24 protein-coding genes are annotated in these 25,208 nt (G+C 66.6%); 12 read left to right on the forward strand and 12 right to left on the reverse strand.

The window, feature by feature from the left end:
* Positions 1-13 precede the first annotated feature (13 nt).
* The 3 genes from OHS03_RS22190 to OHS03_RS22200 all read left to right on the forward strand — a co-directional run bounded on the left by OHS03_RS22190 (position 14) and on the right by OHS03_RS22200 (position 2,250).
* The gene (locus tag OHS03_RS22190; protein ID WP_328656743.1) at positions 14-1,528 is read left to right on the forward strand and encodes a class I adenylate-forming enzyme family protein; all 1,515 of its coding nucleotides are present in this window, start codon (positions 14-16) and stop codon (positions 1,526-1,528) included.
* Between the two features lie 64 nt (positions 1,529-1,592).
* The gene (locus OHS03_RS22195; protein ID WP_328656745.1) at positions 1,593-1,844 is read left to right on the forward strand and encodes a type II toxin-antitoxin system Phd/YefM family antitoxin; all 252 of its coding nucleotides are present in this window, start codon (positions 1,593-1,595) and stop codon (positions 1,842-1,844) included.
* The gene (locus OHS03_RS22200; protein WP_328656747.1) at positions 1,837-2,250 is read left to right on the forward strand and encodes a type II toxin-antitoxin system VapC family toxin; all 414 of its coding nucleotides are present in this window, start codon (positions 1,837-1,839) and stop codon (positions 2,248-2,250) included. The genes OHS03_RS22195 and OHS03_RS22200 overlap by 8 nt, the downstream gene beginning before the upstream one ends.
* A gap of 8 nt (positions 2,251-2,258) precedes the next feature.
* Here the strand turns inward: OHS03_RS22200 and OHS03_RS22205 are convergent, their stop codons facing one another.
* Positions 2,259-3,560 carry a phthiocerol/phthiodiolone dimycocerosyl transferase family protein gene (locus tag OHS03_RS22205; RefSeq protein WP_328656748.1) on the reverse strand — a complete coding sequence of 434 codons (1,302 nt, stop codon included), beginning with the start codon at positions 3,558-3,560 and terminating at the stop codon, positions 2,259-2,261.
* Positions 3,561-3,650: 90 nt separating this feature from the next.
* Here OHS03_RS22205 and OHS03_RS22210 point away from each other — a divergent pair, with 90 nt between their 5' ends.
* Together OHS03_RS22210 and OHS03_RS22215 are read left to right on the forward strand one after the other, a co-directional pair.
* Positions 3,651-3,929, forward strand: a complete 279-nt coding sequence (locus OHS03_RS22210) for a hypothetical protein (protein WP_056813016.1) — start codon at positions 3,651-3,653, stop codon at positions 3,927-3,929.
* Complete coding sequence (locus OHS03_RS22215) at positions 3,926-4,249, forward strand: hypothetical protein (RefSeq protein WP_056813020.1); 324 nt, start codon at positions 3,926-3,928, stop codon at positions 4,247-4,249. The genes OHS03_RS22210 and OHS03_RS22215 overlap by 4 nt, the downstream gene beginning before the upstream one ends.
* Before the next feature lie 33 nt (positions 4,250-4,282).
* Here the strand turns inward: OHS03_RS22215 and OHS03_RS22220 are convergent, their stop codons facing one another.
* The 3 genes from OHS03_RS22220 to secA form a co-directional block, all read right to left on the reverse strand.
* Positions 4,283-4,702: a type II toxin-antitoxin system VapC family toxin gene (locus OHS03_RS22220; RefSeq protein WP_328656751.1), complete on the reverse strand. Its 420-nt coding sequence runs from the start codon at positions 4,700-4,702 to the stop codon at positions 4,283-4,285.
* The gene (locus OHS03_RS22225) at positions 4,699-4,965 is read right to left on the reverse strand and encodes a hypothetical protein (RefSeq protein ID WP_328656753.1); all 267 of its coding nucleotides are present in this window, start codon (positions 4,963-4,965) and stop codon (positions 4,699-4,701) included. Before OHS03_RS22225 ends, OHS03_RS22220 begins: the two co-directional genes overlap by 4 nt.
* A 162-nt stretch (positions 4,966-5,127) precedes the next feature.
* Positions 5,128-7,926, reverse strand: coding sequence for a preprotein translocase subunit SecA (secA, locus tag OHS03_RS22230; protein WP_082843906.1), 2,799 nt, complete (start codon positions 7,924-7,926; stop codon positions 5,128-5,130).
* A 227-nt stretch (positions 7,927-8,153) separates the two neighbouring features.
* Between secA and OHS03_RS22235 the strand changes: the two genes are divergently transcribed.
* The 6 genes from OHS03_RS22235 (at position 8,154) to bluB (ending at position 15,087) form a co-directional block, all read left to right on the forward strand.
* Positions 8,154-9,566: a WS/DGAT/MGAT family O-acyltransferase gene (locus tag OHS03_RS22235; protein WP_328656755.1), complete on the forward strand. Its 1,413-nt coding sequence runs from the start codon at positions 8,154-8,156 to the stop codon at positions 9,564-9,566.
* A 10-nt stretch (positions 9,567-9,576) separates the two neighbouring features.
* Positions 9,577-10,128 (forward strand): DUF6912 family protein, encoded by a 552-nt coding sequence (locus tag OHS03_RS22240; RefSeq protein ID WP_328664355.1) that lies wholly within the window; start codon positions 9,577-9,579, stop codon positions 10,126-10,128.
* A 126-nt stretch (positions 10,129-10,254) separates the two neighbouring features.
* A complete protein-coding gene (locus tag OHS03_RS22245) occupies positions 10,255-11,385 on the forward strand; it encodes a ferredoxin reductase (protein ID WP_056813031.1) in 1,131 nt (376 codons plus the stop codon).
* A 300-nt stretch (positions 11,386-11,685) separates the two neighbouring features.
* Positions 11,686-13,086, forward strand: a complete 1,401-nt coding sequence (locus OHS03_RS22250; RefSeq protein ID WP_056813034.1) for a fatty acid desaturase family protein — start codon at positions 11,686-11,688, stop codon at positions 13,084-13,086.
* 97 nt (positions 13,087-13,183) lie between these two features.
* Positions 13,184-14,428, forward strand: a complete 1,245-nt coding sequence (locus OHS03_RS22255; protein ID WP_056813037.1) for a fatty acid desaturase family protein — start codon at positions 13,184-13,186, stop codon at positions 14,426-14,428.
* A gap of 14 nt (positions 14,429-14,442) precedes the next feature.
* On the forward strand, positions 14,443-15,087 hold the full coding sequence (bluB, locus tag OHS03_RS22260; protein WP_407942402.1) for a 5,6-dimethylbenzimidazole synthase: 645 nt from the start codon (positions 14,443-14,445) through the stop codon (positions 15,085-15,087).
* Between the two features lie 49 nt (positions 15,088-15,136).
* Here the strand turns inward: bluB and hpf are convergent, their stop codons facing one another.
* The 6 genes from hpf to OHS03_RS22290 form a co-directional block, all read right to left on the reverse strand.
* The gene (gene hpf, locus OHS03_RS22265; protein WP_301908111.1) at positions 15,137-15,766 is read right to left on the reverse strand and encodes a ribosome hibernation-promoting factor, HPF/YfiA family; all 630 of its coding nucleotides are present in this window, start codon (positions 15,764-15,766) and stop codon (positions 15,137-15,139) included.
* Between the two features lie 255 nt (positions 15,767-16,021).
* Entirely contained in the window at positions 16,022-16,666 is a 645-nt protein-coding gene (locus tag OHS03_RS22270) for a ComF family protein (protein WP_328656758.1), read from the reverse strand.
* 33 nt (positions 16,667-16,699) lie between these two features.
* Positions 16,700-18,514 (reverse strand): MtrAB system accessory lipoprotein LpqB, encoded by a 1,815-nt coding sequence (gene lpqB, locus OHS03_RS22275; RefSeq protein ID WP_328656760.1) that lies wholly within the window; start codon positions 18,512-18,514, stop codon positions 16,700-16,702.
* On the reverse strand, positions 18,511-20,352 hold the full coding sequence (gene mtrB, locus OHS03_RS22280) for an MtrAB system histidine kinase MtrB (protein ID WP_328664356.1): 1,842 nt from the start codon (positions 20,350-20,352) through the stop codon (positions 18,511-18,513). Before mtrB ends, lpqB begins: the two co-directional genes overlap by 4 nt.
* Positions 20,353-20,422: 70 nt before the next feature.
* Complete coding sequence (mtrA, locus tag OHS03_RS22285) at positions 20,423-21,100, reverse strand: MtrAB system response regulator MtrA (protein ID WP_056813049.1); 678 nt, start codon at positions 21,098-21,100, stop codon at positions 20,423-20,425.
* A 77-nt stretch (positions 21,101-21,177) separates the two neighbouring features.
* Positions 21,178-21,825: a dTMP kinase gene (locus tag OHS03_RS22290; RefSeq protein ID WP_056813052.1), complete on the reverse strand. Its 648-nt coding sequence runs from the start codon at positions 21,823-21,825 to the stop codon at positions 21,178-21,180.
* 122 nt (positions 21,826-21,947) lie between these two features.
* On the opposite strand from OHS03_RS22290, the gene OHS03_RS22295 reads away from it, so the two are divergent.
* Positions 21,948-22,361 (forward strand): hypothetical protein, encoded by a 414-nt coding sequence (locus OHS03_RS22295; RefSeq protein ID WP_328656762.1) that lies wholly within the window; start codon positions 21,948-21,950, stop codon positions 22,359-22,361.
* A gap of 56 nt (positions 22,362-22,417) precedes the next feature.
* Here the strand turns inward: OHS03_RS22295 and ahcY are convergent, their stop codons facing one another.
* On the reverse strand, positions 22,418-23,902 hold the full coding sequence (gene ahcY, locus OHS03_RS22300; RefSeq protein WP_056813059.1) for an adenosylhomocysteinase: 1,485 nt from the start codon (positions 23,900-23,902) through the stop codon (positions 22,418-22,420).
* 57 nt (positions 23,903-23,959) lie between these two features.
* A complete protein-coding gene (locus tag OHS03_RS22305) occupies positions 23,960-25,144 on the reverse strand; it encodes an alkane 1-monooxygenase (RefSeq protein WP_328664357.1) in 1,185 nt (394 codons plus the stop codon).
* Between the last annotated feature and the right edge of the window lie 64 nt (positions 25,145-25,208).

The following is a 25,208-nucleotide window of genomic DNA, read 5'->3' on the forward strand; positions in this document are numbered from 1 at the left end:
AGGGGGACCACCGATGACCGACTTTCTCGAACGGCTTGCCACGCGAGCTGAACGGATTCCGGACGCCTCGGCGCTCGGGACGGTCGGCAAGCGTGCGTTCACCTACCGGGAACTGGTGGACTCCATCGGCCGGGTGTCGAACAACCTCGGCGAGGCGGGGTTCTCGGCGGGCGATCGGATGCTGTTCTCGATCCGGCCGAGTGTGTCGTCGGTGCTGTTGATCTTCGGGGTGATCGCGGCGGGCGGGACCATCGTGTTCGTCGACCCCGGTGTGGGTCCGGAACTGTTCGCCAGACGAATCGGCATGGTCGAACCCACTTGGGCGGCAACGGAATCACTGCTGTATGCCGTGAGCGGCCCGCTGGCCGGGTTCGGGCGCAAGAAGGGCTTGGAGCTGCCACGGTTCGGCGCGCTCGATGTTCGACATATCCACAGTGGGGTGTGGGTGCCGGGAACACCGTTCGGGTCGACTCCGTTGCGGCGCTTCACCGGTGACGCGCGCCGAACCACCGTGCCCGCCGCCGATCCCGAAGCGGCGGCGTTGATCGTGTTCACCTCCGGGACCACCGATGACCCCAAAGCCGTGGTGCACACTCGCGCTTCGCTGAGCGCCGGACTCGCCGCGATGGGTGGGAAGACCAGCCTCGCGCCCGGCGCCTTCCTGCACACCGAGCAGCTCATGATGGGCCTGCCCGCGTTGATGGCGGGGGCACGATGGGCGATGCCGCGGTATCCGCGGTTCGGTACACACATCGACCCGGTCCGGTTCACCCGGAATCTGCGCAGCGCGACGCACGCGTTCTATACCCCGGCCGATCTCGCTGTCGCTCTCGACGCGGTGGAAGCCGGCGACCTCGTGGCGCCGCCACATCTGCGTCAGGTGGCTCTCGGCGGCGCGCCGGTCACCTCCGCGCTTCTTCGTCGGGCGCAGAAGTCGTTGCCCGACACCGAGTTTCTCGCGATCTACGGGATGACCGAGATCTTGCCGGTGGCGGTCGCGACCGGCGCCGCCAAGCTCGCACACGACGGGGATCTGCTCGGGGCACCGGTGCGGGGCGTGGAGGCGCGGATCGCCGACGACGGCGAACTGGTGTTGTCCGGGCCGAACCTGTGTCGTGGATATCTGGGCGCGGAGCCCCTCACCGAGATCGCGACCGGCGACCTCGCCCGCTGGGACGACAAGGAACTGGTCCTCACCGGACGCAAGAAGGACATGATGATCCGGGGCAAGACCAACATCTACCCGGGGTTGTACGAGCCGGTGATCACCGCGATCAGCGGCGTGCGGGAAGCGATCATGGTCGGCCTACCGGACGAGATCGGCGACGAGCGCATCGTGCTCGCCGTGGTCGCCGATCCGGAATCCGAGGACATCGCGGCGCTCCTTCGCGAACGACTACCCCAGGTCATCGACACCACAGCCGTCCCCGATGACATCGTGGTGGTAGACAGAATTCCGGTCAGCGGACGGACGAACAAACCGGACCGGGCAGCACTGCGGGAGATGGTGCGCGAACTGCTCGCCTAGGCATGCACTCGCGCCCCTGTAGCATTCTGTACATAGCGTAGCGCTCGCGCGTACAGTTGAATCCATGAAGCAAATTCAGCAACGCGACCTCCGCAATGACAGCGGAAAGGTGCTCGCGGCGGTCGAGGCCGGCGAAAGCTTCATCATCACTCGCAACGGCACCCCCGTGGCCAAGCTCGAGCCGCTCGTTCGACGGACCTTCGTACCGGTCGCCGAGCTGGCGCAGACAAGTGCCAGACTGCCGCGCGTCGACTACCAGCAATGGCGTGCCGACCTGGACGCGATGATCGACCCGGAAATGCCCGACGGTGAGTGATTTCGCCGAGCCACTCCACATCCTCCTCGACACGTCGGTCCTCATCGACTACAGCGACGTTCAGTCGAGCTTGCCCGCGGCCGCGGATGCCGCAATCAGCGCCGTCAGCGTGGCCGAACTCGCGGCAGGGATCCACGCCGCCAAGGATCCGGTGCACCAGGCACAACGCCAACTGAGGTTTCAATGGGTTGTCCGATCGTTCGATCCGCTGCCGTTCGACGTCGACACTGCCCACGTATACGGATCGCTGGCATTGCTGGTCGAACAGCTCGGCCGTAAACCCCGCCGCCGAGTCGCCGATCTGCAGATCGCGGCCACAGCCGTCCAGCATGCGCTGCCGCTCTTCACCCGAAATCCCGACGACTTCAAGGGACTCGGGCCACTACTCAACATCGTCGCCGTGTAGCTGCGGACTCAGCGAGTGATCGAGCGGATGGTGCGGTCGGCCATGGCTTCGATGGTTGTGCGCTCGAGCATGGTGTCGACGTAGCAGAAGGTGATCGACATCGTGGGGCCGAGGGTGGCTACGGCGACTGTCAGTGCGCTGGCGCAGGAGTTCGTGCCCGCCACTGTCAGGTCGGTGATGTGCAGCGGCTCAGGGGTTTCGGGGGGATACAGTCTGCCCAGGTTGCTGAGGGTGACGTTCCAGGGGGCTCGGCGGTCGATGAGTTCGATGGTGCGCCTGCCGGATTCGAGTGATCGGGGGCAGCCGTAGCGGATGGCGGCCAGGGCGGTGAGGTCGCTGTTGTTCGCCAGTCTTTGGGCGAGTTGGGATTTCGCCGCGCGGGCCGCTTCCCAGAGGGAGTGCGTCGGGCCGTAGGGGACGAAGGTGGGGACTACCGCGGTGAACATGCCCGGCTCGTCGTCGGCCGGGGGTGGGTCGAGGCGGGAGCGGACGTCTACCGGGATGCCGATGCCGGCGACGCCGGACGGTCGGGGGGCGAGTTCGCCGAGTGCGTCGGCCAGGGCGGCGGTCAAGGCGGCATTGACGGTGACGTCGTGCTGATGGCAGCGGGTGCGCAGGTCGGCGAGGGCTTGCCCCTCGATGGTGCGGATCACGGTGCGGGTGCGGCGAATCGGTAGCGGTGGCGCGATGCCGGGGAGGCTGCTCGGGCGGCGGGCCATAGCGGTGAGTTGGCCGGTGATGTTGGTGCGCAGGCAGCGCAGGAGGCGGGTGTGCGCGGGTGGGATGAGATCGTCCGGGGCCGGAATCGGCGGGCGGGAGACGATGGGAATAGAGGCTCCGAAGGCGTAGGCGAGGATTCGCCAGCCCAGTGACGTCATCGAGCGGCCGTCGAGCAGGACGTGGGACAGGACGAGAATCAGGTCGTGGTATTCCTCGGAAGTGCCGGGGCGCCAAGCTAAATCGATGAGGCGTCCGGGCGAGGTCGCGAGGTCGATGGGCTCGGCCAGTTGTTCGTCGAAGATCGTGCGCCACTCGTCGGGGTCTTCGACCACGCGGTGCAACACCGGTAGGTGCGGGTCGACGGACGGGGCGAAACAAGGGCCGTCGACAACCGTCGTTCGCAGCAACGGGAATTCCGCGAGCAGTGCGTCGGTGGCTTCTTCGAGGCGGTAGGCGCCGATCGGGCCGCGCACCCGCAAGCGGACGACGCAATTGGCCGGCGACAACTGATCGACGAGCCAGAACCACCGTTCCGAGGCCGACAGCGGGCGAATCACCTCACCGTTGCGCACCCGCGCGGCCTCCTTCATCGATGAACCCGGTCATCGTGAGCGTAGCGAACCGATGCGCTCGATACTCAGCGCTTTCACATGGCGTTACTACATGCGTATTATGGACCTATGGGTTTCGAGTGGCCTGATTGGGCGATCGCTCACCTGATCGGCATCGAACCCAGCGAGGTTCGGCAGGTCCTCGCAGCGTCACGACGGTGGCCACGCCCGGCCTTCGACGGCCAGGTGACCGTATTGACGGTGTGGGGGCGCACCACAGCCGGCCGCCCGCTGATCGTGGTGATGCGACAGCGGGAGGACTGGACGTGGGTGATCATCGGCGCACGCACGATGCGCGCCGAGGAACTGGCGCAATTCGAGCAGTGGGAAAGTGAGACCCGATCATGAGCGAGCAGGGACTTCCGTCCAGCAAAGAAGAACTCGCCGACTTCATGGATCGGCTGAGTTTCTCCGACGAGCCCACCGACGCCCCACCACGTCTTCCCGTCAACGAAGACATCATGGTGACCACGTCGATCCGCCTCCCCCTCGGCCTACACAGCCGCCTGAAATCCCTCGCCGACGAACGCCGCGTAGGCGTGTCGACCCTGCTCCGAGAATGGGCCGAAGCAGCCGTCGCCGATATCGACGACGAAGACCAGATGATCTCCCTGGCCGAAGCCAAACGCGCCCTCTCCCGAGTCCACCCGATCCACCGCGCCAGTTGAAGAACGAACCCGCCATTCGGGCCGGGTAGTTGTCTATCGCGGCGAAGCACCCGCCGGGGCTGCCAGAACACGCACCGTGCAGTTGATCCCCGGCGCGTTCGCCAATCGCACATCAGTGGTGAGCAGGTCGCACCCGTAGGCCTCCGCCGCGGCGACATAGGCGGCATCGTAGGCGGTTAGGTTGTCGTGGAGCTCCCAGATCCTGGGCACGAGAACGCGGGTGACAGGGACTTCTGGGTCGAGCTTTTCCAGGGCGGTTACCGCTCGGGCCGCTTGCTCGGTGCCGATGGTGCCCGCACGAACGAAGCGTCGGATCACCGAAAGAACCTCGACGGTCCAGTGCTGGGGCGCGATCCAGCGGTTGTCGGCCTCCAGTGCGACGCGACAGCTGTCGCCGAGGGGAGCGGGATTCAGGAGAGCATGGGCAAAGACCGAAGCATCGACCACGATCACTCGAGGACCTCCGGCCCACCGAGCATCGAATCACGCTCGGCGCGTTCAGCATCCAGCGCCACCACCACTTCCCGCGCAGTGAAGGCAACGTCCCACGTCGCGGGACTGAACTGTTTGAGTACCGCGATGTTGTCCTGACGCCGGGCTTCGTCACGAACAAGGTCGAAGAGAAAGGCCTGCAGCGACTGCCCCCGCCGCTGTGCCAGCGCGACCAGCTGATCACGGAGAGGCTCGGGAACGTCGCGGATCTGCAAGGCAACCATGCATGCAATAGTACATGCACTCTCGGGCGGCGGCCAGGTGGAAGGAGAAACCGCTGGCTATGAGTACCGACCGAAGAATCTAGGGCCGGACCAACAGGTAGCAAGCAAACGAGGGCCCCAAGGCATGAAACCTGGGAGCCCTCGATTGTCAGATAACCGAATTCAGCGGCGGCGCTTGCCCTTCGAGTCGGTGCGAGCCGCGACGCGGCGTTCGCGGCGGGTGCCGGACTGCTGCTGGCCGCCGTATTCCTGGGCATCGGAATGGGATTCGGCGTGGCCGTCTTCGGCGGGGCCCGAGTAGTTCATGGCCCGGGGGGCCTGATCGGTGATTCCCTTGGCACGCAGGGCTGGTGGGGCTTGGTTTTCCGCGGGGGTGTCCTGGGGACGGGCACCGACCGGGGAGCGCAGGCCCTTGTCGATCGAGACGCCTTCGGGCTGGGGCTGCTGGACCTCGACCTGCAGGTTGAAGAGGAAGCCGACGGACTCCTCCTTCAGGCCCTCCAGCATGGCGGCGAACATGTCGAAGCCCTCACGCTGGTATTCGACCAAAGGGTCGCGCTGGGCCATGGCGCGCAGGCCGATACCCTCCTTGAGGTAGTCCATCTCGTAGAGGTGTTCGCGCCACTTGCGGTCGAGGACCGAGAGCAGGACCTGACGTTCCAGGTTGCGCATCGCGCCTTCGCCCGCGAGGCCGTCGATCTCCTGCTCGCGCTTCTCGTAGGCGGTGTGGGCGTCTTCGAGGAGGACCTCGCGGAGTTCGTCGCGGGTGAGTTCGCCCGCGTCGCCGGTGGCGGTCTCGCCGGTGAGTTCCTTGTGATCCAGGCTCACCGGGTACAGCGTCTTGAGCGCGGTCCAGAGCTTGTCCAGATCCCAGTCCTCGACGTAACCCTCGGCGGTGGCGCCGTCGACGTAGGCGGTGGTCACGTCGGTGATCATGTTCTGAACCTGACCCTCCATGTCCTCGCCACGCAGGATCTGGTTGCGCTCGCCGTAGATCACGGTGCGCTGCTGGTTCATGACCTCGTCGTACTTCAGAACGTTCTTGCGGATCTCGAAGTTCTGCTGCTCGACCTGGGTCTGCGCGCTCTTGATGGCCTTGGAGACCATCTTCGCCTCGATCGGCACATCGTCGGGCAGGTTCAGCCGGGTCATGATCGACTCGAGCGCGGCGCCGTTGAAGCGGCGCATCAGCTCGTCACCCAGCGAGAGGTAGAAGCGGGACTCGCCCGGGTCGCCCTGACGGCCGGAACGACCACGCAGCTGGTTGTCGATACGGCGCGACTCGTGGCGCTCGGTGCCGAGCACGTAGAGACCGCCGGCCTCGCGGACCGTCTCGGCGTCGTCCTCGGTCTGCTTCTTGACCTGCTCGAGCGCGGAGTGCCACGCGGCCTCGTACTCGTCAGGGGTGTTCACCGGGTCGAGGCCCTGTTTGCGCAGCAGGATGTCGGCGATGATGTCGGCGTTGCCGCCGAGCACGATGTCGGTACCACGACCGGCCATGTTGGTGGCCACGGTGACCGCGCCGGGGCGACCGGCCTCGGCGATGATCTGGGCTTCCTGCTCGTGGAACTTCGCGTTCAGCACCGAGTGCGCCACACCACGCTTGGTGAACTGCTTGGACAGGTACTCCGAGCGCTCCACGCTGGTGGTACCGATCAGGACCGGCTGGCCCTTCTCGTGCCGCTCGGTCACGTCGTCGACGACGGCGGCGAACTTGGCCTCTTCCGACTTGTAGATCAGGTCGGCCTGGTCCTTGCGGACCATCGGCTTGTTCGTCGGGATCGGGACCACGCCGAGGTTGTAGATCGAGTGCAGCTCGGCGGCCTCGGTCTCGGCGGTACCGGTCATGCCCGACAGCCTGCTGTAGAGGCGGAAGTAGTTCTGCAGGGTGATCGTGGCCAGGGTCTGGTTCTCCGGCTGGATCTCGACCTTCTCCTTGGCCTCGATCGCCTGGTGCATGCCCTCGTTGTAGCGGCGGCCGACCAGGATACGGCCGGTGAACTCGTCGACGATGATCACTTCGCCGTCGCGGACGATGTAGTCCTTGTCGCGCTGGTAGAGCTCCTTGGCCTTGATGGCGTTGTTCAGGTAGCTCACCAAGGGCGAGTTCGCGGCCTCGTAGAGGTTGTCGATGCCGAGCTGATCCTCGACGAACTCCACGCCCTGCTCGTGCACGCCGATGGTGCGCTTCTTGATGTCGACTTCGTAGTGGACATCCTTCTTCAGCAGCGGCGCGATGCGCGCGAATTCGGCGTACCACTTCGACGACGCGTCGGCCGGGCCCGAGATGATCAGCGGGGTGCGGGCCTCGTCGATGAGGATCGAGTCGACCTCGTCGACCACGGCGAAGTTGTGACCACGCTGGACGAGATCGTCCAGGGAGTGAGTCATGTTGTCGCGCAGGTAATCGAAGCCGAACTCGTTGTTCGTGCCGTAGGTGATGTCGGCGGCGTAGGCCACCCGACGCTCGGCGGGGGTCATCCCGCCCAGGATCACGCCGACCTCGAAGCCGAGGAAACGGTGCACACGGCCCATCCACTCGGCGTCACGCTTGGCCAGGTAGTCGTTGACCGTGACCACGTGCACGCCGTCGCCGGAGATGGCGTTGAGGTAGGCGGGGAGCACACAGGTCAGGGTCTTGCCCTCACCGGTCTTCATCTCCGAGATATTGCCGAGGTGCAGCGAGGCGCCGCCCATGATCTGAACCTTGTAGTGCTTCTGGTTCAGCACCCGCCACGACGCCTCACGCGCCACGGCGAACGCCTCGAGCAGCAGGTCGTCGAGGGTTTCCCCGTCGGCGTAGCGCTGGCGGAATTCGTCGGTCTTGGCGCGCAGCTCGTCGTCGGTCAACGCTTCGATCTCGTCGCCGTACGCGATGACCTCATCGGCGAGGTTCGAGAGCCGCTTGACCATGCGACCTTCACCAATCCGTAGCAACCTCGTCAGTGTCAGCGCAGGCACGGGTCTCGTCAGTCCTCTGGTCGGAGTTGTGTTCAACGGCGATGGTAGTCCGCAGACCACCGTACCCGGCGGCGCGGACCCGTGCCCGATGTACCGGTGCAGTCATTACCCCAGGTCACGACGCCCGGCGAGCCTCGTTGCCCGGCACTGTTATTCACCTGCCGTGACGTAGGATGTACCGCGTGCCCGATCAGCGCCGTACGGCACCGGAAGGAGCTTCGGAGCGCGTGATCACGAGATTGACGCCGCAGGACGCGTCGTTCTATCGGCTCGAGTCGAGCAGCAACCCGATCCATATCGGCTCTCTCGCGATCCTGAACAACTCCTCCCCGGACACCGAAGGCCAGGTACTCGACTACGAACGCCTCGTCGACCTGGTCGAATCCCGGCTGCCGATGGTGCCGCGCTACCGCCGCAAGGTGCGCGAGATCCCCCTGGCCCTGGGTCGGCCGGTCTGGGTCGAGGACAGCCGTTTCGACATCAGCTATCACATCCGCCGCTCCGCGCTGCCGGGTCCGGGCAGCGACTCCCAGCTCTACGATCTCGTCGCCCGGCTCGCCTCGCGTCCGCTGGATCAGGGGCGACCGCTGTGGGAGATGTATCTCATCGAGGGGCTCGCCGACGGGCGCGCCGCGGTGTTCACCAAGTCGCACTCGGCGCTCGTCGACGGTGATACCGCCCTCGAGATCGGTCACGTGATCCTCGACAACTCCCCACTGCCGCGCGAACTGGCCGACGACGCGTGGCGCGCGCCGCGCGAACCCACCGATGTGGAATTGCTGGCCGGGGCGCTGTCGCAGCTGGCCGCCCAGCCGCGCGAGGCCTACAGCGTGATGCGCGACGCGGGATCGAACGCCTTCGGCGTGGTGCGCGGCACGCGGATGGCGGTGAAGGCCGCGGCCAACGTGGTGCGCGCGGCGACCGCGAGCGCGGCGCCGGACAGCCCGCTCAACGCCCGCACCTCGCGCAGCCGCCGCTTCGATGTGGTGCGCACAGACCTCGACGACTACCGCACCATCCGCAGACATTTCGACTGCTCGATCAACGACGCGGTGCTCGCGGTGGTCACCGGGGCGCTGCGCAACTGGTTGCTCTCGCGCAACGAGGCGCTGATCGAGTCGACCAATCTGCGCGCGGTGGTGCCGATGTCGGTCTACGTCGACGGCGACAATCAGCTGACCCCGGCCAGCGAAGTGTCCTCGTTCCTCATCGATCTGCCTGTGGGCGAACCGAATCCGACGATGCGCCTGTCGCACATCTCCCATGCCACCGAGGCCGCGGGCAGGCAGCGTCGCGGGGTGCGGGCGCGCACCCTCGTGCACCTGGCCGGGTTCGCGCCCGCGAGCCTGCACGCGATGAGTGTGCGGGCGGCGAGTACCTTCGCCGACAACAGTTTCAATCTGGTGATCACCAACGCGCCGGGACCACAGACCGCGATGTACATCGGCGGGGCACGCATGCTGGAGATGTATCCGGTGTCGCCGCTGCTGCGCAATCAGACATTGAGTTTCGGACTCACCTCGTACGACGGTCAGGTCTTCTACGGACTCAACGCCGACCGCGACGCCATGGCCGACATCGATGTCCTCGCGGCCTCGGTGCACGAATCGATGGAGGAGTTGCTCGGTGCCTGTCTCTGAGAACGACACGATGCGCGTCTACATCCCGGCGACGATTCCGATCCTGCGCCAACTCGTCGACGAGCAGCAGTTGCTCCCGCTCGGCGCGACCGCGTTCGCCGTGACGCCCGCCCTGCGCGAGGCGTACGCCGCGGGCGACGACGAGGAACTCGCCGAGGTGGCGATGCAGGAAGCCGCACGGGCCTCCATGCGATTGATCGGCGCCGAGCGCGACGGCCTCGACGATCTGGACGACGACGCGGCAGCCGAAGCGACGACGTCCGCCCCGGGGAGCCCGGTGTATCGGCGCGCGGTGATCGCGGCGGATGTGCCGGGGGCCAAGCTGCGGCCCGATCTCGACGATGCTGTGGTGAAGCTGTCGGGGCCGATCAGCTTCAAGCAGGTCGCCGCGGTGCATGTCGACCTGGCCGAGGCCGAGCCGCAGGTCGCCAAGGCCGTGGACGTCATCGACGCGGCCGACCTCGGTGATACCGACGCGGAATTCGTGCTCGGCGACGCCGAGGACCATCAGCTTGCCTGGTACGCGCCCCAGGAGCTGCCGTTCCTGCTCGAACTGTTGTAGTTTTCGGCGGCCGGCGCCCCGGTTGCCGAATGTTCACAACTAGCGCTCAACCTACGATGCCGTAACCTTGCTGCGAGCGAGTCACCCCACGGTGGCGCGGATGTATGACAGGGAGTAACGGCACAGATGGTCCTGAACAAGTTCCGGGAATGGCTCGAAGCACCGGCGGCGCAGGTCGCCGATCGGGGCGGCAAGCTGAACGTGTTGCGTGGCGCGGTCGCCCGGGTGACCACTCCCCTACTGCCCGACGACTATCTACACCTGGCCAACCCGCTGTGGTCGGCGCGCGAGCTGCGCGGCCGCATCGTGGAGGTGCAGAAGGAGACCGCCGACTCGGCGACCCTGGTGATCAAGCCGGGCTGGGGCTTCGATTTCAAGTACCGCCCCGGGCAGTACATCGGCATCGGCATCCTGATCGACGGCCGGTGGAACTGGCGTTCCTACTCGCTGACCTGTCCCCCGGACTGGACCGGCGAGGGCGGCAAACGACTCATCTCCATCGCGGTGAAGGCGATGCCGGAGGGCAAGTTGTCCAGCCACCTTGTCAACGGGGTGGCCGCGGGCACCATCGTGCGGCTGGCCGCGCCGCAGGGCGGGTTCGTGCTGCCGGAGCCGCCGCCGGCGAAGGTGCTGTTCATCACCGCGGGCAGCGGTATCACCCCGGTGATGTCGATGTTGCGCACGATGGACCGCCGCGACGGGGTCAACGACGTGGTGCACGTGCACTCCGCGCCCACCGACGCCGACGTGATGTTCGGCGCCGAGCTGCGCGCCCTGCACGACAAGCACCCCAGCTTCGTCTCCCACCTGCAACTCACCGACGAGCAGGGCCTGTTCTCCCTGGCCCGGCTCGACGAGCTCTACCCCGACTGGCGCGAACGCGAGACCTGGGCCTGTGGACCGGCCCCGATGCTCGACGCGATCGAAACCCATTGGAAGAACGCGGGTGTGGCAGAGCAGCTGCACATCGAACGCTTCGAGGTGGAACGCTCAGCGATCGGCGAGGGCGGCACCGTGACCTTCGGCACCACCGGGCGCACCCTCACCGTCGACGGCGCGACCAGCCTGCTCGAAGCCGGGGAATCCGTCGGCGTGCAGTTGCCCTTCGGCTGCCGGATGGGTATCTGCCAGACCTGCGTGGTGACCCTGTCCGCCGGACACGCCCGTGATCTGCGCAACGGCGACGAACGTCAACCCGGCGACAAGGTGCAAACCTGCATTTCCGCCGCCGCGGGCGACTGCACGCTGGACATCTAGCCGGTTGCCGGACCGCTGAGCGGGTACCCTCGGGGTATGCGTCGGTCATAACCCGTGACCGACGGCAATCGCTGAGGCCCCTCACTTCGATCCATGCCCGAGGGCGCGACTTAGGATCACTCACAGGTCGAACAGCATCGAGGGCGAGGACCCGAGGCGCGCAGCGCCCGGTTCTCGGCCGCCTCGATCTGGACTCGCCGAACGGGTGCGACTACGGAGCGCCCTCGGCGAGGGAAGATCGAGGTTCCCAGGCCGAGAACCCGCGGCACCTGCCGCTGATAAACAACAGGAGGACCCCCGGTGGCCATCACCGATATCCAGGCCTTCGCCCATCTGACGGCGGCCGACATCGAGACCCTGGGGAAAGAACTCGATTCGATCCGCCGCTCGGTGGAGACCTCCCGCGGCGAACGCGACGCCAAGTACATCCGTCGCACCATCGCGGCCCAGCGCGCCCTCGAGGTAGCCGGGCGAGCGGTGCTGTTCGGCAGCCGTAACCGCTGGGCCTGGCTCGGCGGTACCGCGATGCTCTCGGTGGCCAAGATCATCGAGAACATGGAGCTGGGCCACAATGTGAGCCACGGCCAGTGGGATTGGATGAACGATCCCGAGATCCACTCCACCAGTTGGGAGTGGGACATGACGGGCACCTCGTCGCAGTGGCGGCGCGCGCACAACTACTCGCACCACACCTACACCAACGTCCTCGGCAAGGACGAGGATCTCGGTTTCGGCATCCTGCGGATGACGCGCGACGAGCAGTGGCGCCCACTGCATTTGGCTCAGCCCGCCGCCAACCTGCTGCTGGCCGCGACCTTCGAGTGGGGTATCGCCCTGCACGATCTCGGCATCGAGAAGGAGCTGGCCGGGATTCCGATGAGCGCGCACACCTCGGCGCCCGACATCGAGTTCTACCGCAAGGCGGGCCGTCAGGTCGCCAAGGATTTCGTGCTGTATCCGGCGCTGACCGGACCGGCGTGGAAGTCGACGCTGAAGGCCAACGCCACCGCGAATCTGGTGCGCAACCTGTGGTCCTATGCCGTCATCTTCTGCGGCCACTTCCCCGACGGCGCACAGAAGTTCACCGCCGAACAGCTCGACGGGGAAACCCAGGGCGAGTGGTACCTGCGCCAGATGCTGGGCAGCGCCAACTTCAAGGCCGGCCCGGTGATGGCGTTCATGAGCGGCAACCTCTGCTACCAGATCGAACATCACCTGTTCCCCGATCTGCCGAGCAACCGGTACTCCGAGGTCGCGGTGCACGTGCGCGAACTGTGCGACAAGTACGACCTGCCCTATACCACCGGCTCGCTGGGCAAGCAGTACCTGCTGGCCTTCCGCACCATCCACAAGCTGGCGCTGCCGGATCGTTTCCTCAAGCGCACCGCCGACGACGCGCCCGAGACGTCGTCGGAGCGCAAGTTCGCCGGAATCTCACTGCCCGAGAGCCTGCGGGTCGACCCGGAGACCGGTAAGCGCTTCGGTCTGCGTTCGGCGCTGCACGACGCTAAGGTCGCCCTCGAGATCAAGGCACGGCACGAGAAGGAAGTGCTGCGCGAGGCGAAGGTGGCGCTCAAGGCGCGAGCACGGCAGGAGAAGCTGGCGTTGCGCGAGGCCAAGCGCGCACTGGGCGAACGCGCTGTGCACGAGCGGGGTGTGTTGCGCGACAAGGCAGCTCGCCGCATGGCCCGACACGCCTGATAACATTTCCATCTCGACGGCGCAATAGGACTTATCACACATTTCGTCGCCGAAATCGCCAACCTACGCTCTCGTAACTTACGGTACTGTAGCCGCCATGGCGATCTCGGATGTCAAGGAATACGCGCACCTCACCGCAGCGGATGTCGAAGCTCTAGGCGCGGAGTTCGATGCGATCCGCCGGGAAATCGAATCCTCGCGCGGAGCGGCGGACGCGCGCTATATCCGCAATGTCATCCGGCTACAGCGCGCGCTCGAGATCAGCGGCCGCACGGTCCTGTTCGCCAGCTTCCTGCCCCCGGCCTGGTTGGCCGGTGTCGCCCTGCTCGGCTCCGCCAAGATCATCGAGAACATGGAGATCGGGCACAACGTCATGCACGGGCAGTGGGACTGGATGAACGATCCGGAAGTCCACTCCACCTCGTGGGAATGGGACAACGCGGGCCCGTCGGCGCACTGGAAGATCACCCACAACTTCCTGCACCACAAGTACACCAACGTGCTCGGCATGGACGACGACATCGGCTACGGCCTGCTTCGCGTCACCCGTGACCAGCGCTGGATGCCGTTCTACCTCGGCAACCCCATCTACAACTTCCTGCTGCAGGCGCTGTTCGAGTACGGCGTGGCGATCCAGCACCTCGAGCTGGGCAAGGTCGCCAAGAAGAAGTGGGACAAGGACTCGCCCGAGTGGAAGCAGTTCGAGGCCGACCGCACGCTGGTGCTGAAGAAGATCGGCAAGCAGGCCGCCAAGGACTACGTGGTCTTCCCGCTGCTCACCGGACCGTCGTTCCTCACCACGCTCACCGCCAATATCGCCGCCAACGTGGTGCGCAATGTGTGGACCAACGCGATCATCTTCTGCGGGCACTTCCCCGACGGCGCCGAGAAGTTCACCAAGGCCGACATCGAGGGCGAGACCAAGGGCGAGTGGTACCTGCGCCAGATGCTGGGTAGCGCCAACATCAGCGGTGGACCGCTGCTGCACTTCATGAGCGGCAACCTCAGCCACCAGATCGAGCACCACCTGTTCCCCGACCTGCCGAGCAACCGCTACGCCGCCATCGCGGTACGGGTGCGTGAGCTGGCCGAGAAGTACGACCTGCCCTACACCACCGGCTCGCTGCCGGTGCAGTACTTCAAGTCGTGGCGCACCATCCTCAAGCTCTCGCTGCCGAACAAGTACCTGCGCCACACCGCCGACGACGCGCCCGAGACCAAGTCCGAGCGCCTGTTCGCCGGCAACACCACCCCCTCGATCGACCCGGTGACCGGGCGTCGTCAGGGCTTGCGCACCGCGCTGGCCGCCGGTCGCAAGCTGGCCCGCCGGACGGTGGGCTGACCGGCTGCGGTTGTATGGTCGGCGTGAGTACCGACCAGCTCGGCGTCTACGACGCGATCCGTCTGCGTCGTGACGTGCGCGCCGAATTCACCGGCGAGCCCGTCGACGACGACACCCTGTTGCGAATTCTCGACGCCGCGCATCGCGCGCCCAGCGTCGGGAACTCACAGCCGTGGGATTTCGTCGTGGTGCGTCGAGCCGAGACGCTGCGCCGTTTCGCCGAGCACGTGGCGGACAAGCGCGCGGAGTTCGGTGCGTCGCTGCCCGCCGACCGAGCGACGACGTTCGCGCCGATCAAGATCGACGGGATCGTCGAGAGCGGCACGGGTGTTGTTGTCACGCACGATGATTCGCGCGGCGGGCCGCAGGTACTCGGCCGGGCGAGCGTGCCGGAGACAGGCGTGTACTCGACCGTGCTGGCCATCCAGAACCTGTGGCTCGCGGCGACCGCGGAGCAGGTAGGGGTGGGCTGGGTGTCGTTCTACGAGCCGGAATTCCTGCGCGAACTCGTCGGTCTACCCGCGCAGATCAAGCCGGTGGCCTGGCTGTGCGTAGGACCGGTCAGCGCGTTCCAGCAGGTGCCGGACCTGGAACGTTTCGGATGGCGGTCGGGACGGTCGCTGACCGAGGCCGTGCATCACGAAACCTTCGGCAATTGAACAAAATCCGGACACCCGCGAAGCGCGGATGCCCGGATCGGTCGTGGTTCTAGGCCAGCTTGATCAGGCCGTAGTCGAAGGCGTGTCTGCGGTAGACCACCGACGGGCGGTCGGTCTCGCTGTCGTGGAATAGGAAGAAGTCGTGGCCGACCAATTCCATCTGATAGAGGGCGTCATCTACCGACATCGGTGTCGCGGTGTGCACCTTGGTGCGCACGATGTGGCCGGGGCCTGCCTCGTCGACGGTCTCGTCGTGGTCGTGGGCAGCGGAACCGTCCGGCGGGGCGAACAGCGAGTCGTCGACCAGTGTCGCGGTGGCTTGCGCGACCGAGACCGGCGTCTTGTCGCCGTAATGCACGACGCGCCGCTTGTCCTTGGTCCGGCGCAGTCTGCTCTCGATCTTCTGGGTGGCCGATTCGAGCGCGGCATAGAAACTGTCGGCGCATGCTTCGGCGCGCACGATCGGTCCACGGCCACGCGCGGTGATCTCCACACGCTGGCAAGCCTTGCGTTGACGACGATTGCGTTCGTGGAACAGTTCCACATCGAAGAGGAAGATCGACGGGTCGAAGCGCTCTAACCGAGACAGCTTCTCCGCCACGTAGATTCGATAGTGGTCAGGGACTTCGACATTTCGACCGGAGACCACCACTTCGGCGTTCGGGCTCTCGGAATCGATTGTCTCGGTGGCACCGTTCTGTAGTGCCGTGGGTTCAGCATCTTGCACTGATGCCCGTGAAGAAGTCGTCACGCGTACCTCCCGGATATGGCCGCACAACTACGAACGTAGGGCGGCGGGATTGAGCTGTGCCGATCGGGAATCGCCCGGCACCTGTATCCGCGGCACCACCTCCCAAACTTGTGGTTCGGTGTGTGCTCGCGACGCTAGTCCGCCATCGGCAAGTCCGCCACTGTTCACGCGAACTTTCCTCCGTCAAGCCGCGCAGGTAACCAAAACCGCTCGCGGAACTATGCCGATCCGGCTAAGAACACGTGTCGATTCGCAGGCGGTGGCGCCGGTGGTCAGCACATCGTCGACCAGCACTACCTGGGCTTTCGCACCGATGGCGACCCACTCGGCCGGATCGGCGACGGTCATGATCTTGCCGCGCAGATTGTGTCTGCGCTCATGCGTCGTCAAGCCCACCGAATCCCGAACACCGCGACCCATCCGCAGCAGAGGCGCGGTTCGGCAATCGATCAGCCACCGTGCGGCGACCACGGCCGAGCGGGCCACCGGGTCACCGCCGCGGCGACGCGCTGCCCCGGTTCTGGTCGGCGCGGGCACGAGCAGCAGTGGGCGGTCGGGGGCGCGTAAGCGGGCCAACGCGTGGGCGAGCGCCAGCCCGAGCGGGGCGGCTAGGTCGCGGCGGCCCTGCTCCTTGGCCGCCAGCACCGCCCGCCTGCCCACACCGGTGTAGGGGCCGAGCGCCCAACACGGAATACCGGGGTCGGCGCGCGGCCGCACCCGGATGGGAGCGCGGCCGAGTTCAGCGGCGCACTCCGCGCACCAATTCTCGCCCAGCGATCCGCAGCCACCGCACCGGTCGGGCAGGATCAGATCCAGCAGCGCCTTCATAGCGAGCGAGTATGGCAGTGGGTACCGACATGCTCAGCTCGGTAGGACCGGTACAACCTGTTCTCCGGTCAAACCGGGTACCTCGCGCCAGAAACGGTCATTGCGGGTCGGATCGGCGGTCTGCAGCTGCAACACGGCCCGGGAATCGGCCACGTACTGCGTGGCCGGGGCCGCTGTCACCACCCGGACCGGCGGGGTGAGATTCTGCGAGGTCACCGAGCTGAATTGGGAGCCATCGATGGAGACGGTGAAGACCGGGTCGACATTGCCTTCGCGGGCGACCATGACGGTGTCGCCGGTGGCCCAGCTCAGTGAGACCGCGCGCGAGCTCAGACCGAGCGCCAGCGGCAGCGGGGAGGTGAGCGCGTACTTGCCGTCGGGACGCCGTTGGACCACCGCGACGTAGACCTTGCCGTCGGCGATCAGCGCCGCGCGCACGCCGGTGCGCGAGATCACCACCTCGCTGATCGGCGGTCGGGGGGCGCCGGCGCCTTCGTAGAGGGCCGTGATGTCGACGTCCTCGGTGGACACATTGCCGGTGGCGCGATCGGTGACCGCCCGGATGACCCGTTCACCGTCGATCACCGTCCACGCGGCGCCGCCGTCGCTGGTCCAGGACGGGCGGGCGATGCTGCTGCCCTCGGCGACCGCGAATGCCTTGGCGCCGTAGTTGCCGATGAGCAGGGTGTGGGCGGGCTCGGGCATCGGCTTGCCCGAGGCGGCGACCGCGGCGACGAACTGGCCGTCGGCCGAGATGCCGACCGACTGCAGATTGGTCGCCTCGCCGAAGGAACCACTCGGCGTGACGATCCCGTCCGGGGTGACCTGTACCAGGGTGCCGTTGCGCAGCGCGTGCAGGCCGATCCGGTTCTGGCCGGGCGCCGAGGCGCTGTACTGGTCGACATCGGCGACCGACCAGCCATTGACGTACCGATCATCGAGCGGCTTGCCGTCGGCGAGCAGCACGTAGGGGCCGAGGATATCGGCGCCGGCCAGGGTGAGCACCACCTGCGCGGCGAGGAGCTCGCGGTCGCGCTGTCCGAGCCCGCTGATCCCGGCGAAGTCGATACGCACTCCCCCGATGCCGACACCGACATCACCCGGCTCGTTGTTGGCCTTGGTGATCGGTCCGCGCAGCGCGACCGGCTGCGCCAACTGGTTACGCACCACCGGGGCGATCGCGGACTGCGGGCCCTCGGCGAGCATGCCGATCAATCGCTCGGTGAGCTGGGCGCGCGGCACCGAGATCCAGCGCGGATCCGGGACGAGCAGCGAATTGCCCGGGTCGATGTAGTGCAGGACGTAGCGATGGTAGGAGTTGACGAAGGCGTCGTTGTCCATCACGACGCCCGGCGGCAGCTCGGTGATCCGCCACTCGCCGTCGATCTTGCTCATCTCGATCTTGTTCTCGAGGGTGCCCTCGGTGGCGCGATAGCCGCCGTCGCGGGCGAGCTCACCGACCTTACGGGCGCGCAGCACGTAGCTGGCCCTGTCGCCCGAACGCGACTCGCGCAGGGTGTCGGGGCGATCGTCGACGATGGTGGTGCTCGCCTCGTCGTTCCAACTGCCCGCTGTCTCCGGCGCCATGTACTGGCGGGCCGCGGCGTGCTTGTTGGTGGGATCGGCGCTGGCGGTGAGGAAGTCGCCGAGCAGCAGGTCGGGGTCGCGGCCGGAGATCGGCGGGGTCGGCCCCTCCGACGTGGGGGCGGGGTTGATCGTGCCGAGTGCCTGGGGTGCGGAGGACTCCGGCAGGCTCGCGCAGCCGGTGAGCACCATCAGCCCGGCCAGAACCGCCGCGACCAGTGCGGCGCCGTGCCGATCCCGACGATCACCACGCGCGCTGGTCATGACTTCCCGTCTCTGGTCTCGGTAGACATCGGCTCGTCGAGGTCGGCTGGGGCAGCGCCGCGACCGTTGGTAGTCGGGTGCGCATCCGTGGCGGGCCGGTCGATGCCGGGGTCCTCCGCCGATAGGTCGGTGTCTTGCGGTTCGACCGCTCCCGGCTCCGCGACGGTCGAATCGTCGGCAGTCGGAAAGCCGGACTCTGTCGGAGCGACCGCGGTCGACTCGGCAGGTTCGGCTTCGACGACCGTCGGCTCGGGTTCTACTTCCGGCAGCGCGGGGACCTTGCGCAGCATCGGTTCCAGCGCGAGCGGGCTCTGACCGAGTTTGCGACCGCGCACCATCGGCAGCAGCAGCCGGAAGCTCGCACCGACACCCGGATCGCCCCACGCCTCGAGCCTGCCCTCGTGCAGATTCGCGTCCTCGACACTGATCGACAGGCCGAGCCCGGTGCCACCCGAGCGACGCACCCGCGACGGGTCCGAGCGCCAGAACCGGTTGAACACCAGCTTCTCCTCGCCCGGCCGCAGCCCCACGCCCTGATCGCGCACCACCGTCGCGACGGCATTGGCCTCGGCGTCGCCGCGCATGCGGATCAGCACCGGCTTGCCCTCGGAGTGGTCGATCGCGTTGGCGAGCAGGTTGCGCAGCACGCGCTCGACGCGGCGCGGATCGACCTCGGCGATCACCGGCTCCTCCGGCAGGTCGATCACCACCTCGATCTCGGCGTCGCGGGCCAGGTGGCGCACCGTGGAGATCGCGGCCCGCGCGCACATCCGCACATCCAGCGATTCGACCTGCAGTTCGGCCACACCCGCGTCATGGCGGGAGATCTCGAGCAGGTCGTTGAGCAGGCCCTCGAACCGGTCGAGCTCGTTGACGAGCAGTTCGGAGCTGCGCGCGAGGGCGGGATCGAGATCGTCGCTGGAGCCGTGGATGAGGTCGGCGGCCATGCGCACCGTGGTGAGCGGGGTGCGCAGTTCGTGGCTGACGTCGGAGGTGAAGCGGCGCTGCAGATTGCCGAATTCTTCGAGCTGGGTGATCTGGTTCGACAGGCTCTCGGCCATCTCGTTGAACGCCTGCGCCAGCCGCGCCATGTCGTCCTCGCCGCGCACCAGCATGCGTTCTTTGAGCCTGCCGTCGGCGAATCGGCCCGCGATTCGCGCCGCCGACCGGATCGGCAGCACCACCTGCCGGGTGACCAGCGCGGTGATCGCGGCGAGCAACACCAGCAGGACCACCCCACCGATGAGCATCGTGCCGCGCATCAGCGACAGGCTCGATTCCTCGCTCGCCAGCGGGAAGATCAGGTAGATCTCCAACGTCGCGACCTCGGCACTCGGGCTGCCGATGACCAGCGCACGCCCTCGGTAACCGTCGGGGTCGGCGACGGTGGTGAACTGGTAGGAGACCTGGTTGCGCTGGACGAATCGGCGCAGTTCCTGCGGGACCTCCGAGATCGAACTGGTGGCGATCTCGTGCGGCGGTGTTCCGCCGACCATCGCCAACGCCGAGTCGAAACTCCCCGCGGCGCCGCTGGACTGACCGGTGCCGCCACGGCTGGACAGCGCTGCTCGCGCGTCGTCGAGTTGCTGCTCCTGGCTGTTGCCGGATTGGACGCCCGACATCTTGTTCTCGATCGTGCTGCGGGCACGATCCATCTCCTCGACAGCCGCGTTGATCTTGGCTTCGAGGAGCCGGTCGGTGATCTGACCGGTCAGCACGACCCCGAGGATCGTGATCACGATGAGCGAAAGGGTCAACGTCGAAACGATGACTCGCAGCTGCAACGACCGGCGCCACAGGTGGCCGAGTGCGGTCCCGACGGCCTGGAACCAGGCCATGATCGGGCTCGCCCACCGCCGCAGCTGCGCCACTGGACCAGTGGTCACAGCGGCGCCTCGCAGTGACCGATCACGGCGGTCCGGCCTTGTAACCGACACCGCGCACGGTCAACACGATCTCCGGGTTCTCCGGATCCTTCTCGACCTTGGCGCGCAGCCGCTGTACGTGCACGTTCACCAGACGGGTGTCGGCGGCGTGCCGGTAACCCCACACCTGCTCGAGCAGTACCTCGCGGGTGAACACCTGACGAGGCTTGCGCGCGAGCGCGACCAGCAGGTCGAACTCCAGCGGGGTGAGCGAGATCTGCCCCGGGCCGCGAGTCACCTTGTGCGCGGGCACGTCGATGACGATGTCGGCGATCGAGAGCAACTCGGCGGGCTCGTCCTCGGTGCGGCGCAGGCGCGCTCGTACGCGGGCGACGAGTTCCTTCGGCTTGAAGGGTTTGACGATGTAGTCGTCGGCGCCGGACTCCAGGCCGAGGACCACATCGACCGTATCGGTCTTGGCGGTGAGCATGACGATCGGAACGCCGGAATCGGCCCGCAGCACCCGGCATACATCGATGCCGTTCATGCCGGGCAGCATCAGGTCGAGCAGAACCAGATCGGGGCGGATCTCCCGCACCGCTGACAGGGCCTGTGTGCCGTCGCCCACCACATGCGGGTCGAACCCTTCCCCGCGCAAGACGATGGTCAGCATCTCAGCGAGTGCCATATCGTCGTCGACGACCAGAATCTTGGGCTTCATAGTCCTATGTTGTCATCTCCCAGGCCAGGATCGGGCCGCCACGCCATTAATGGTGCGAACCCGTCGCGTATCCAACCTCATCCGGAAAAGATTTCCGAACAGAGGGTGAGTAACGCAGGCCTATCGTCATCGGATCGGTATGTCCACCACCGGCCGAACCAGTCGCGGTCGGCGAGTTCACGATAGACCTCGCCGGTGCGCTGCTGCAGACCGCCGTCCCGTTCATAGGCATCGAGGGCGCGCGTGTCGTCGAGTTCGCCACGCAGCCGGGCCCGTTCGACCGCCACCTCGGTGGGCACGTCGAGCAGGACGGTGAGATCCGGCGCGGGCAATGCGAGCCTGCCGAACTCCAGATCGCCCACCCACGACACGATTTCGCCGTCGGCGTCCTGGTGCGCGCGCGCGGCCGAGTAGGCGGCGTTGGAGGCCACCCACCGGTCCAGGATCACGATGTCGTTGCCGCCCAGCAGGTCCGACAATTCCGCCTGCGCGGCGGACCGATCGAGCGCGAACATGATCGCCATGCCGTTGATCGACCCGGCCAGGTCGCCATTGCCGCCACGCAGCGCTTCCGCCGCGAGATCGGCATGGATCGAATGCCCGTACTGCGGAAAGGCCAGACTGTCCGCCCGCAAGCCCTTCGCGGACAATTCGGCGATCAGCCCATCGATCAAAGTCCGTTTACCGGCACCATCGAGCCCCTCGACCGCAATCAGTACGCCCATGTGCAGCAGATTACCCGCACAGCCCCCAGAACTCCGGGCTGGTCATCGCCGACGCCGCCGAACAGAGTGATCCCCACCGCACCGGAAGTAACCGGGCGCCCGGAATCGGAGCACCATTGAAGATGATCGTTCGCACCACTGCCGCCACCCTCGCCATCACCGCCGCGCTGACCTGCGGCACCGCCGCCGCGGAGACCGGCGACCATGCTGTGGCGCCGGATTCCGGAAGCGCGCTGCTGGCTCCGTCGAGCTTTCTGGCCGGCCTCCTCCAAGCGGGCCGGTGCGGCTCGCGCTGTGGCGCCGACCCGACCGCCGCAGCACAAGAAGTGGTCGGATCCTCCGAGGTCATGGATTCACTGAACAGGCTGCTCACCAGCGTGGTGACGACCGGCTCGGGCCCCGCCGTGATGACAGGGAGCAACGAAGCCGCCACCTCGACCGGCTCCAGCGAACTCGCCGGCGTCCTACTCTGCGGACTTGGCAGCCTGAGCAGCAACGGTCGCCCCTCGATCTGCGCCACCGGGCCGGTCGGGTGAGGTGACGACGGTGGCCCGCCGACCGAGGGTCGACGGGCCACCGTGGCGTACAGAACTCAGTAGCGGTAGTGGTCCGGCTTGTACGGGCCTTCCACGTCCACGTTGATGTACTCGGCCTGATCCTTGGTGAGCTTGGTCAGGGTGCCGCCGAGGGCCTCGACGTGGATCTTGGCGACCTTCTCATCGAGGTGCTTGGGCAGGCGGTAGACCTCGTTGTCGTACTCTTCCGGCTTGGTCCACAGCTCGACCTGCGCGATGACCTGGTTGGAGAAGCTGTTCGACATCACGAACGACGGGTGACCGGTCGCGTTGCCGAGGTTGAGCAGACGACCCTCCGACAGCAGGATGATCGCCTTGCCGGACTCCTTGAAGGTCCACTCGTCGACCTGCGGCTTGATGTTGATCCGGGTCGCGCCCGAACGCTCCAGCGCCGCGATATCGATCTCGTTGTCGAAGTGGCCGATGTTGCCCAGGATCGAGTGATCCTTCATCGCCTTCATGTGGTCGAGGGTGATGATGTCCTTGTTGCCGGTCGAGGTGATGACGATGTCGGCATCGCCGATCGCCTGCTCGACGGTAACCACGTCGTAGCCGTCCATCAGCGCCTGCAGCGCGTTGATCGGGTCGATCTCGGTGACCTGCACGCGCGCGCCCTGGCCGGCCAGCGACTCCGCGCAGCCCTTGCCGACATCGCCGTAACCGCAGATCAGCACCTTCTTGCCGCCGATGAGCACGTCGGTGCCGCGGTTGATGCCGTCGATCAGCGAGTGGCGGGTGCCGTACTTGTTGTCGAACTTGGACTTGGTGACCGAGTCGTTGACGTTGATCGCCGGGAACACCAGCTCACCCGCGGCGGCGAACTGGTACAGGCGCAGCACGCCGGTGGTGGTCTCCTCGGTGACGCCCTTGACCGAGTCGGCGATGACGCTCCACTTGGTCTTGTCGGCCTCGAGGCTCCCGCGCAGCAGGTCGAGGAACACCGTGTACTCGGCGGAGTGGTCGGCGTCGGCGGGCGGAACCACACCGGCCTTCTCGAACTGCGCACCGCGCAGCACGAGCATGGTCGCGTCGCCACCGTCGTCGAGGATCATGTTGGCCGGCTCGCCGGGCCAGGTGAGCATCTGCTCGGCGGCCCACCAGTACTCCTCCAGCGTCTCGCCCTTCCAGGCGAACACGGGGATGCCTGCGGGCTCGTCGACGGTGCCGTTCGGGCCGATCACGATGGCGGCGGCGGCGTGGTCCTGGGTGGAGAAGATGTTGCACGAGGCCCAGCGCACATCGGCGCCGAGGGCAACGAGGGTTTCGATCAGGACGGCGGTCTGGACCGTCATATGCAGCGATCCGGAGATTCGCGCGCCCTTCAGCGGCTGGACGTCGTGATATTCACGACGCAGCGCCATCAGGCCCGGCATCTCGTGCTCGGCGAGGCGGATCTCCTTGCGGCCGAATTCGGCCAGCGAGAGGTCTGCCACCTTGTAGTCGATGCCGTTGCGGACGTCAGGAGTGAGCTCGGTGCGCGCGGGGAGTTCTGAGGTCGTCACGTTGGTTAGGTTACCGTCTGGGGCCGCGCGCGTTCCCGGGTCCGTCGAGGTGGGTTCTCAGGCCGCGGCGCGGTATCGGGCCAGCAACCGTCGCGGCTTCTCTGGCGCGACGTTGGCCAGGCGCAGGTCGCCGCCGTAGTGCGCCGCGACCCGGTGGTCCATCACCGCACGCCACAGCGGCGGGACGGCGGCCAACACGATCATGGTGGCGTAGCCGGCGGGCAGCTGAGGCGCCTCTTCGGTGCTGCGCAGGGTCTGATAGCGGCGACCGGGGTTGGCGTGGTGGTCGCTGTGGCGCTGCAGATGGAACAGGAAGATGTTGGTGACCAGGCGATCGGAGTTCCAGCTGTCGCGCGGGGAGCACCGCTCGTAGCGGCCGTTGGGCTTGCGCGCACGCAGCAGCCCGTAGTGCTCGACGTAGTTGACGGTCTCGAGCAGCCCGAAGCCGATCACGGCCTGGATGATCAGCCACGGCACGATCGCCGGGCCGAAGACCAGCGTCAGCGAACCGAACAGCACCGCCGTCATCGCCCAGGCTTGCAGGATGTTGTTCTCGACGCTCCACCAGCCCCTGCCCTTCCGGTACAGGCGCGCGCGCTCGAGTTGCAGGGCCGACCGGAAACCACCGATCACACTGCGCGGCAAGAACTCCCACAGCGATTCACCCAGCCGGGCACTGGCCGGGTCCTCGGGGGTGGCCACGCGGGCGTGGTGTCCGCGATTGTGCTCGACGAAGAAGTGTCCGTACCCCGACTGGGCCAGCGCGACCTTCGACAGCAATTTTTCAGCGCGCTCCACCCGGTGGCCCAATTCGTGGGCGGCGTTGATGCCGATGCCGCTGACGAAGCCGACCGTGGCGGCCAAACCGAGCTTGTCGACGAGCGCCAACTCGGGGCTCGTCCACATGAAACAGGCCACGCCGAGGCTGACCAACTGGATCGGCAGGAACAGGTAGGTGCACCACCGGTAGTACCGGTCGGCGGAGAGCGCCGCGTAGTCCTCGTCACGGGGATTGTTGCCGTCTTCACCGACGATCCAGTCCAGCACGGGGATAGCGATCAGCACGATGACTGGTCCGATCCACCAGAACACTTCAGCCTTGGTATGGAACACCAGCTGGGAGGGCAACAGCGCGCACGCCGGGGCGATCAGCCCTAAAGCCCAGAGATACCGTTTGGGATCACGAAAACCCCCCGGTTTGCCAACCGTTTGCACACCCGCTCCGCTACAAAAAAAGACCATCGCTGACCGATGTGAATACTGACAGACCATAGGCGCGTTACACACCGCCAGATCCTCAAACGTG

Source organism: Nocardia salmonicida (assembly GCF_036142455.1).
GTDB lineage: Bacteria > Actinomycetota > Actinomycetes > Mycobacteriales > Mycobacteriaceae > Nocardia > Nocardia salmonicida.

Bases quoted from the DNA above. Each gene is read 5' to 3' on its own strand.
- OHS03_RS22215 (WP_056813020.1), top strand. From the start codon at position 3,926: ATGAGCGAGCAGGGACTTCCGTCCAGCAAAGAAGAACTCGCCGACTTC.
- OHS03_RS22205 (WP_328656748.1), bottom strand. From the start codon at position 3,560: ATGAAGGAGGCCGCGCGGGTGCGCAACGGTGAGGTGATTCGCCCGCTG.
- OHS03_RS22245 (WP_056813031.1), top strand. From the start codon at position 10,255: ATGGTCCTGAACAAGTTCCGGGAATGGCTCGAAGCACCGGCGGCGCAG.
- OHS03_RS22225 (WP_328656753.1), bottom strand. From the start codon at position 4,965: ATGGTTGCCTTGCAGATCCGCGACGTTCCCGAGCCTCTCCGTGATCAG.
- mtrA (WP_056813049.1), bottom strand. From the start codon at position 21,100: ATGAAGCCCAAGATTCTGGTCGTCGACGACGATATGGCACTCGCTGAG.
- OHS03_RS22190 (WP_328656743.1), top strand. From the start codon at position 14: ATGACCGACTTTCTCGAACGGCTTGCCACGCGAGCTGAACGGATTCCG.
- OHS03_RS22305 (WP_328664357.1), bottom strand. From the start codon at position 25,144: ATGGTCTTTTTTTGTAGCGGAGCGGGTGTGCAAACGGTTGGCAAACCG.
- OHS03_RS22295 (WP_328656762.1), top strand. From the start codon at position 21,948: ATGATCGTTCGCACCACTGCCGCCACCCTCGCCATCACCGCCGCGCTG.
- OHS03_RS22270 (WP_328656758.1), bottom strand. From the start codon at position 16,666: ATGAAGGCGCTGCTGGATCTGATCCTGCCCGACCGGTGCGGTGGCTGC.
- OHS03_RS22290 (WP_056813052.1), bottom strand. From the start codon at position 21,825: ATGGGCGTACTGATTGCGGTCGAGGGGCTCGATGGTGCCGGTAAACGG.
- mtrB (WP_328664356.1), bottom strand. From the start codon at position 20,352: ATGGCCTGGTTCCAGGCCGTCGGGACCGCACTCGGCCACCTGTGGCGC.
- OHS03_RS22240 (WP_328664355.1), top strand. From the start codon at position 9,577: ATGCGCGTCTACATCCCGGCGACGATTCCGATCCTGCGCCAACTCGTC.
- OHS03_RS22210 (WP_056813016.1), top strand. From the start codon at position 3,651: ATGGGTTTCGAGTGGCCTGATTGGGCGATCGCTCACCTGATCGGCATC.
- bluB (WP_407942402.1), top strand. From the start codon at position 14,443: ATGGTCGGCGTGAGTACCGACCAGCTCGGCGTCTACGACGCGATCCGT.
- OHS03_RS22255 (WP_056813037.1), top strand. From the start codon at position 13,184: ATGGCGATCTCGGATGTCAAGGAATACGCGCACCTCACCGCAGCGGAT.
- OHS03_RS22195 (WP_328656745.1), top strand. From the start codon at position 1,593: ATGAAGCAAATTCAGCAACGCGACCTCCGCAATGACAGCGGAAAGGTG.
- lpqB (WP_328656760.1), bottom strand. From the start codon at position 18,514: ATGACCAGCGCGCGTGGTGATCGTCGGGATCGGCACGGCGCCGCACTG.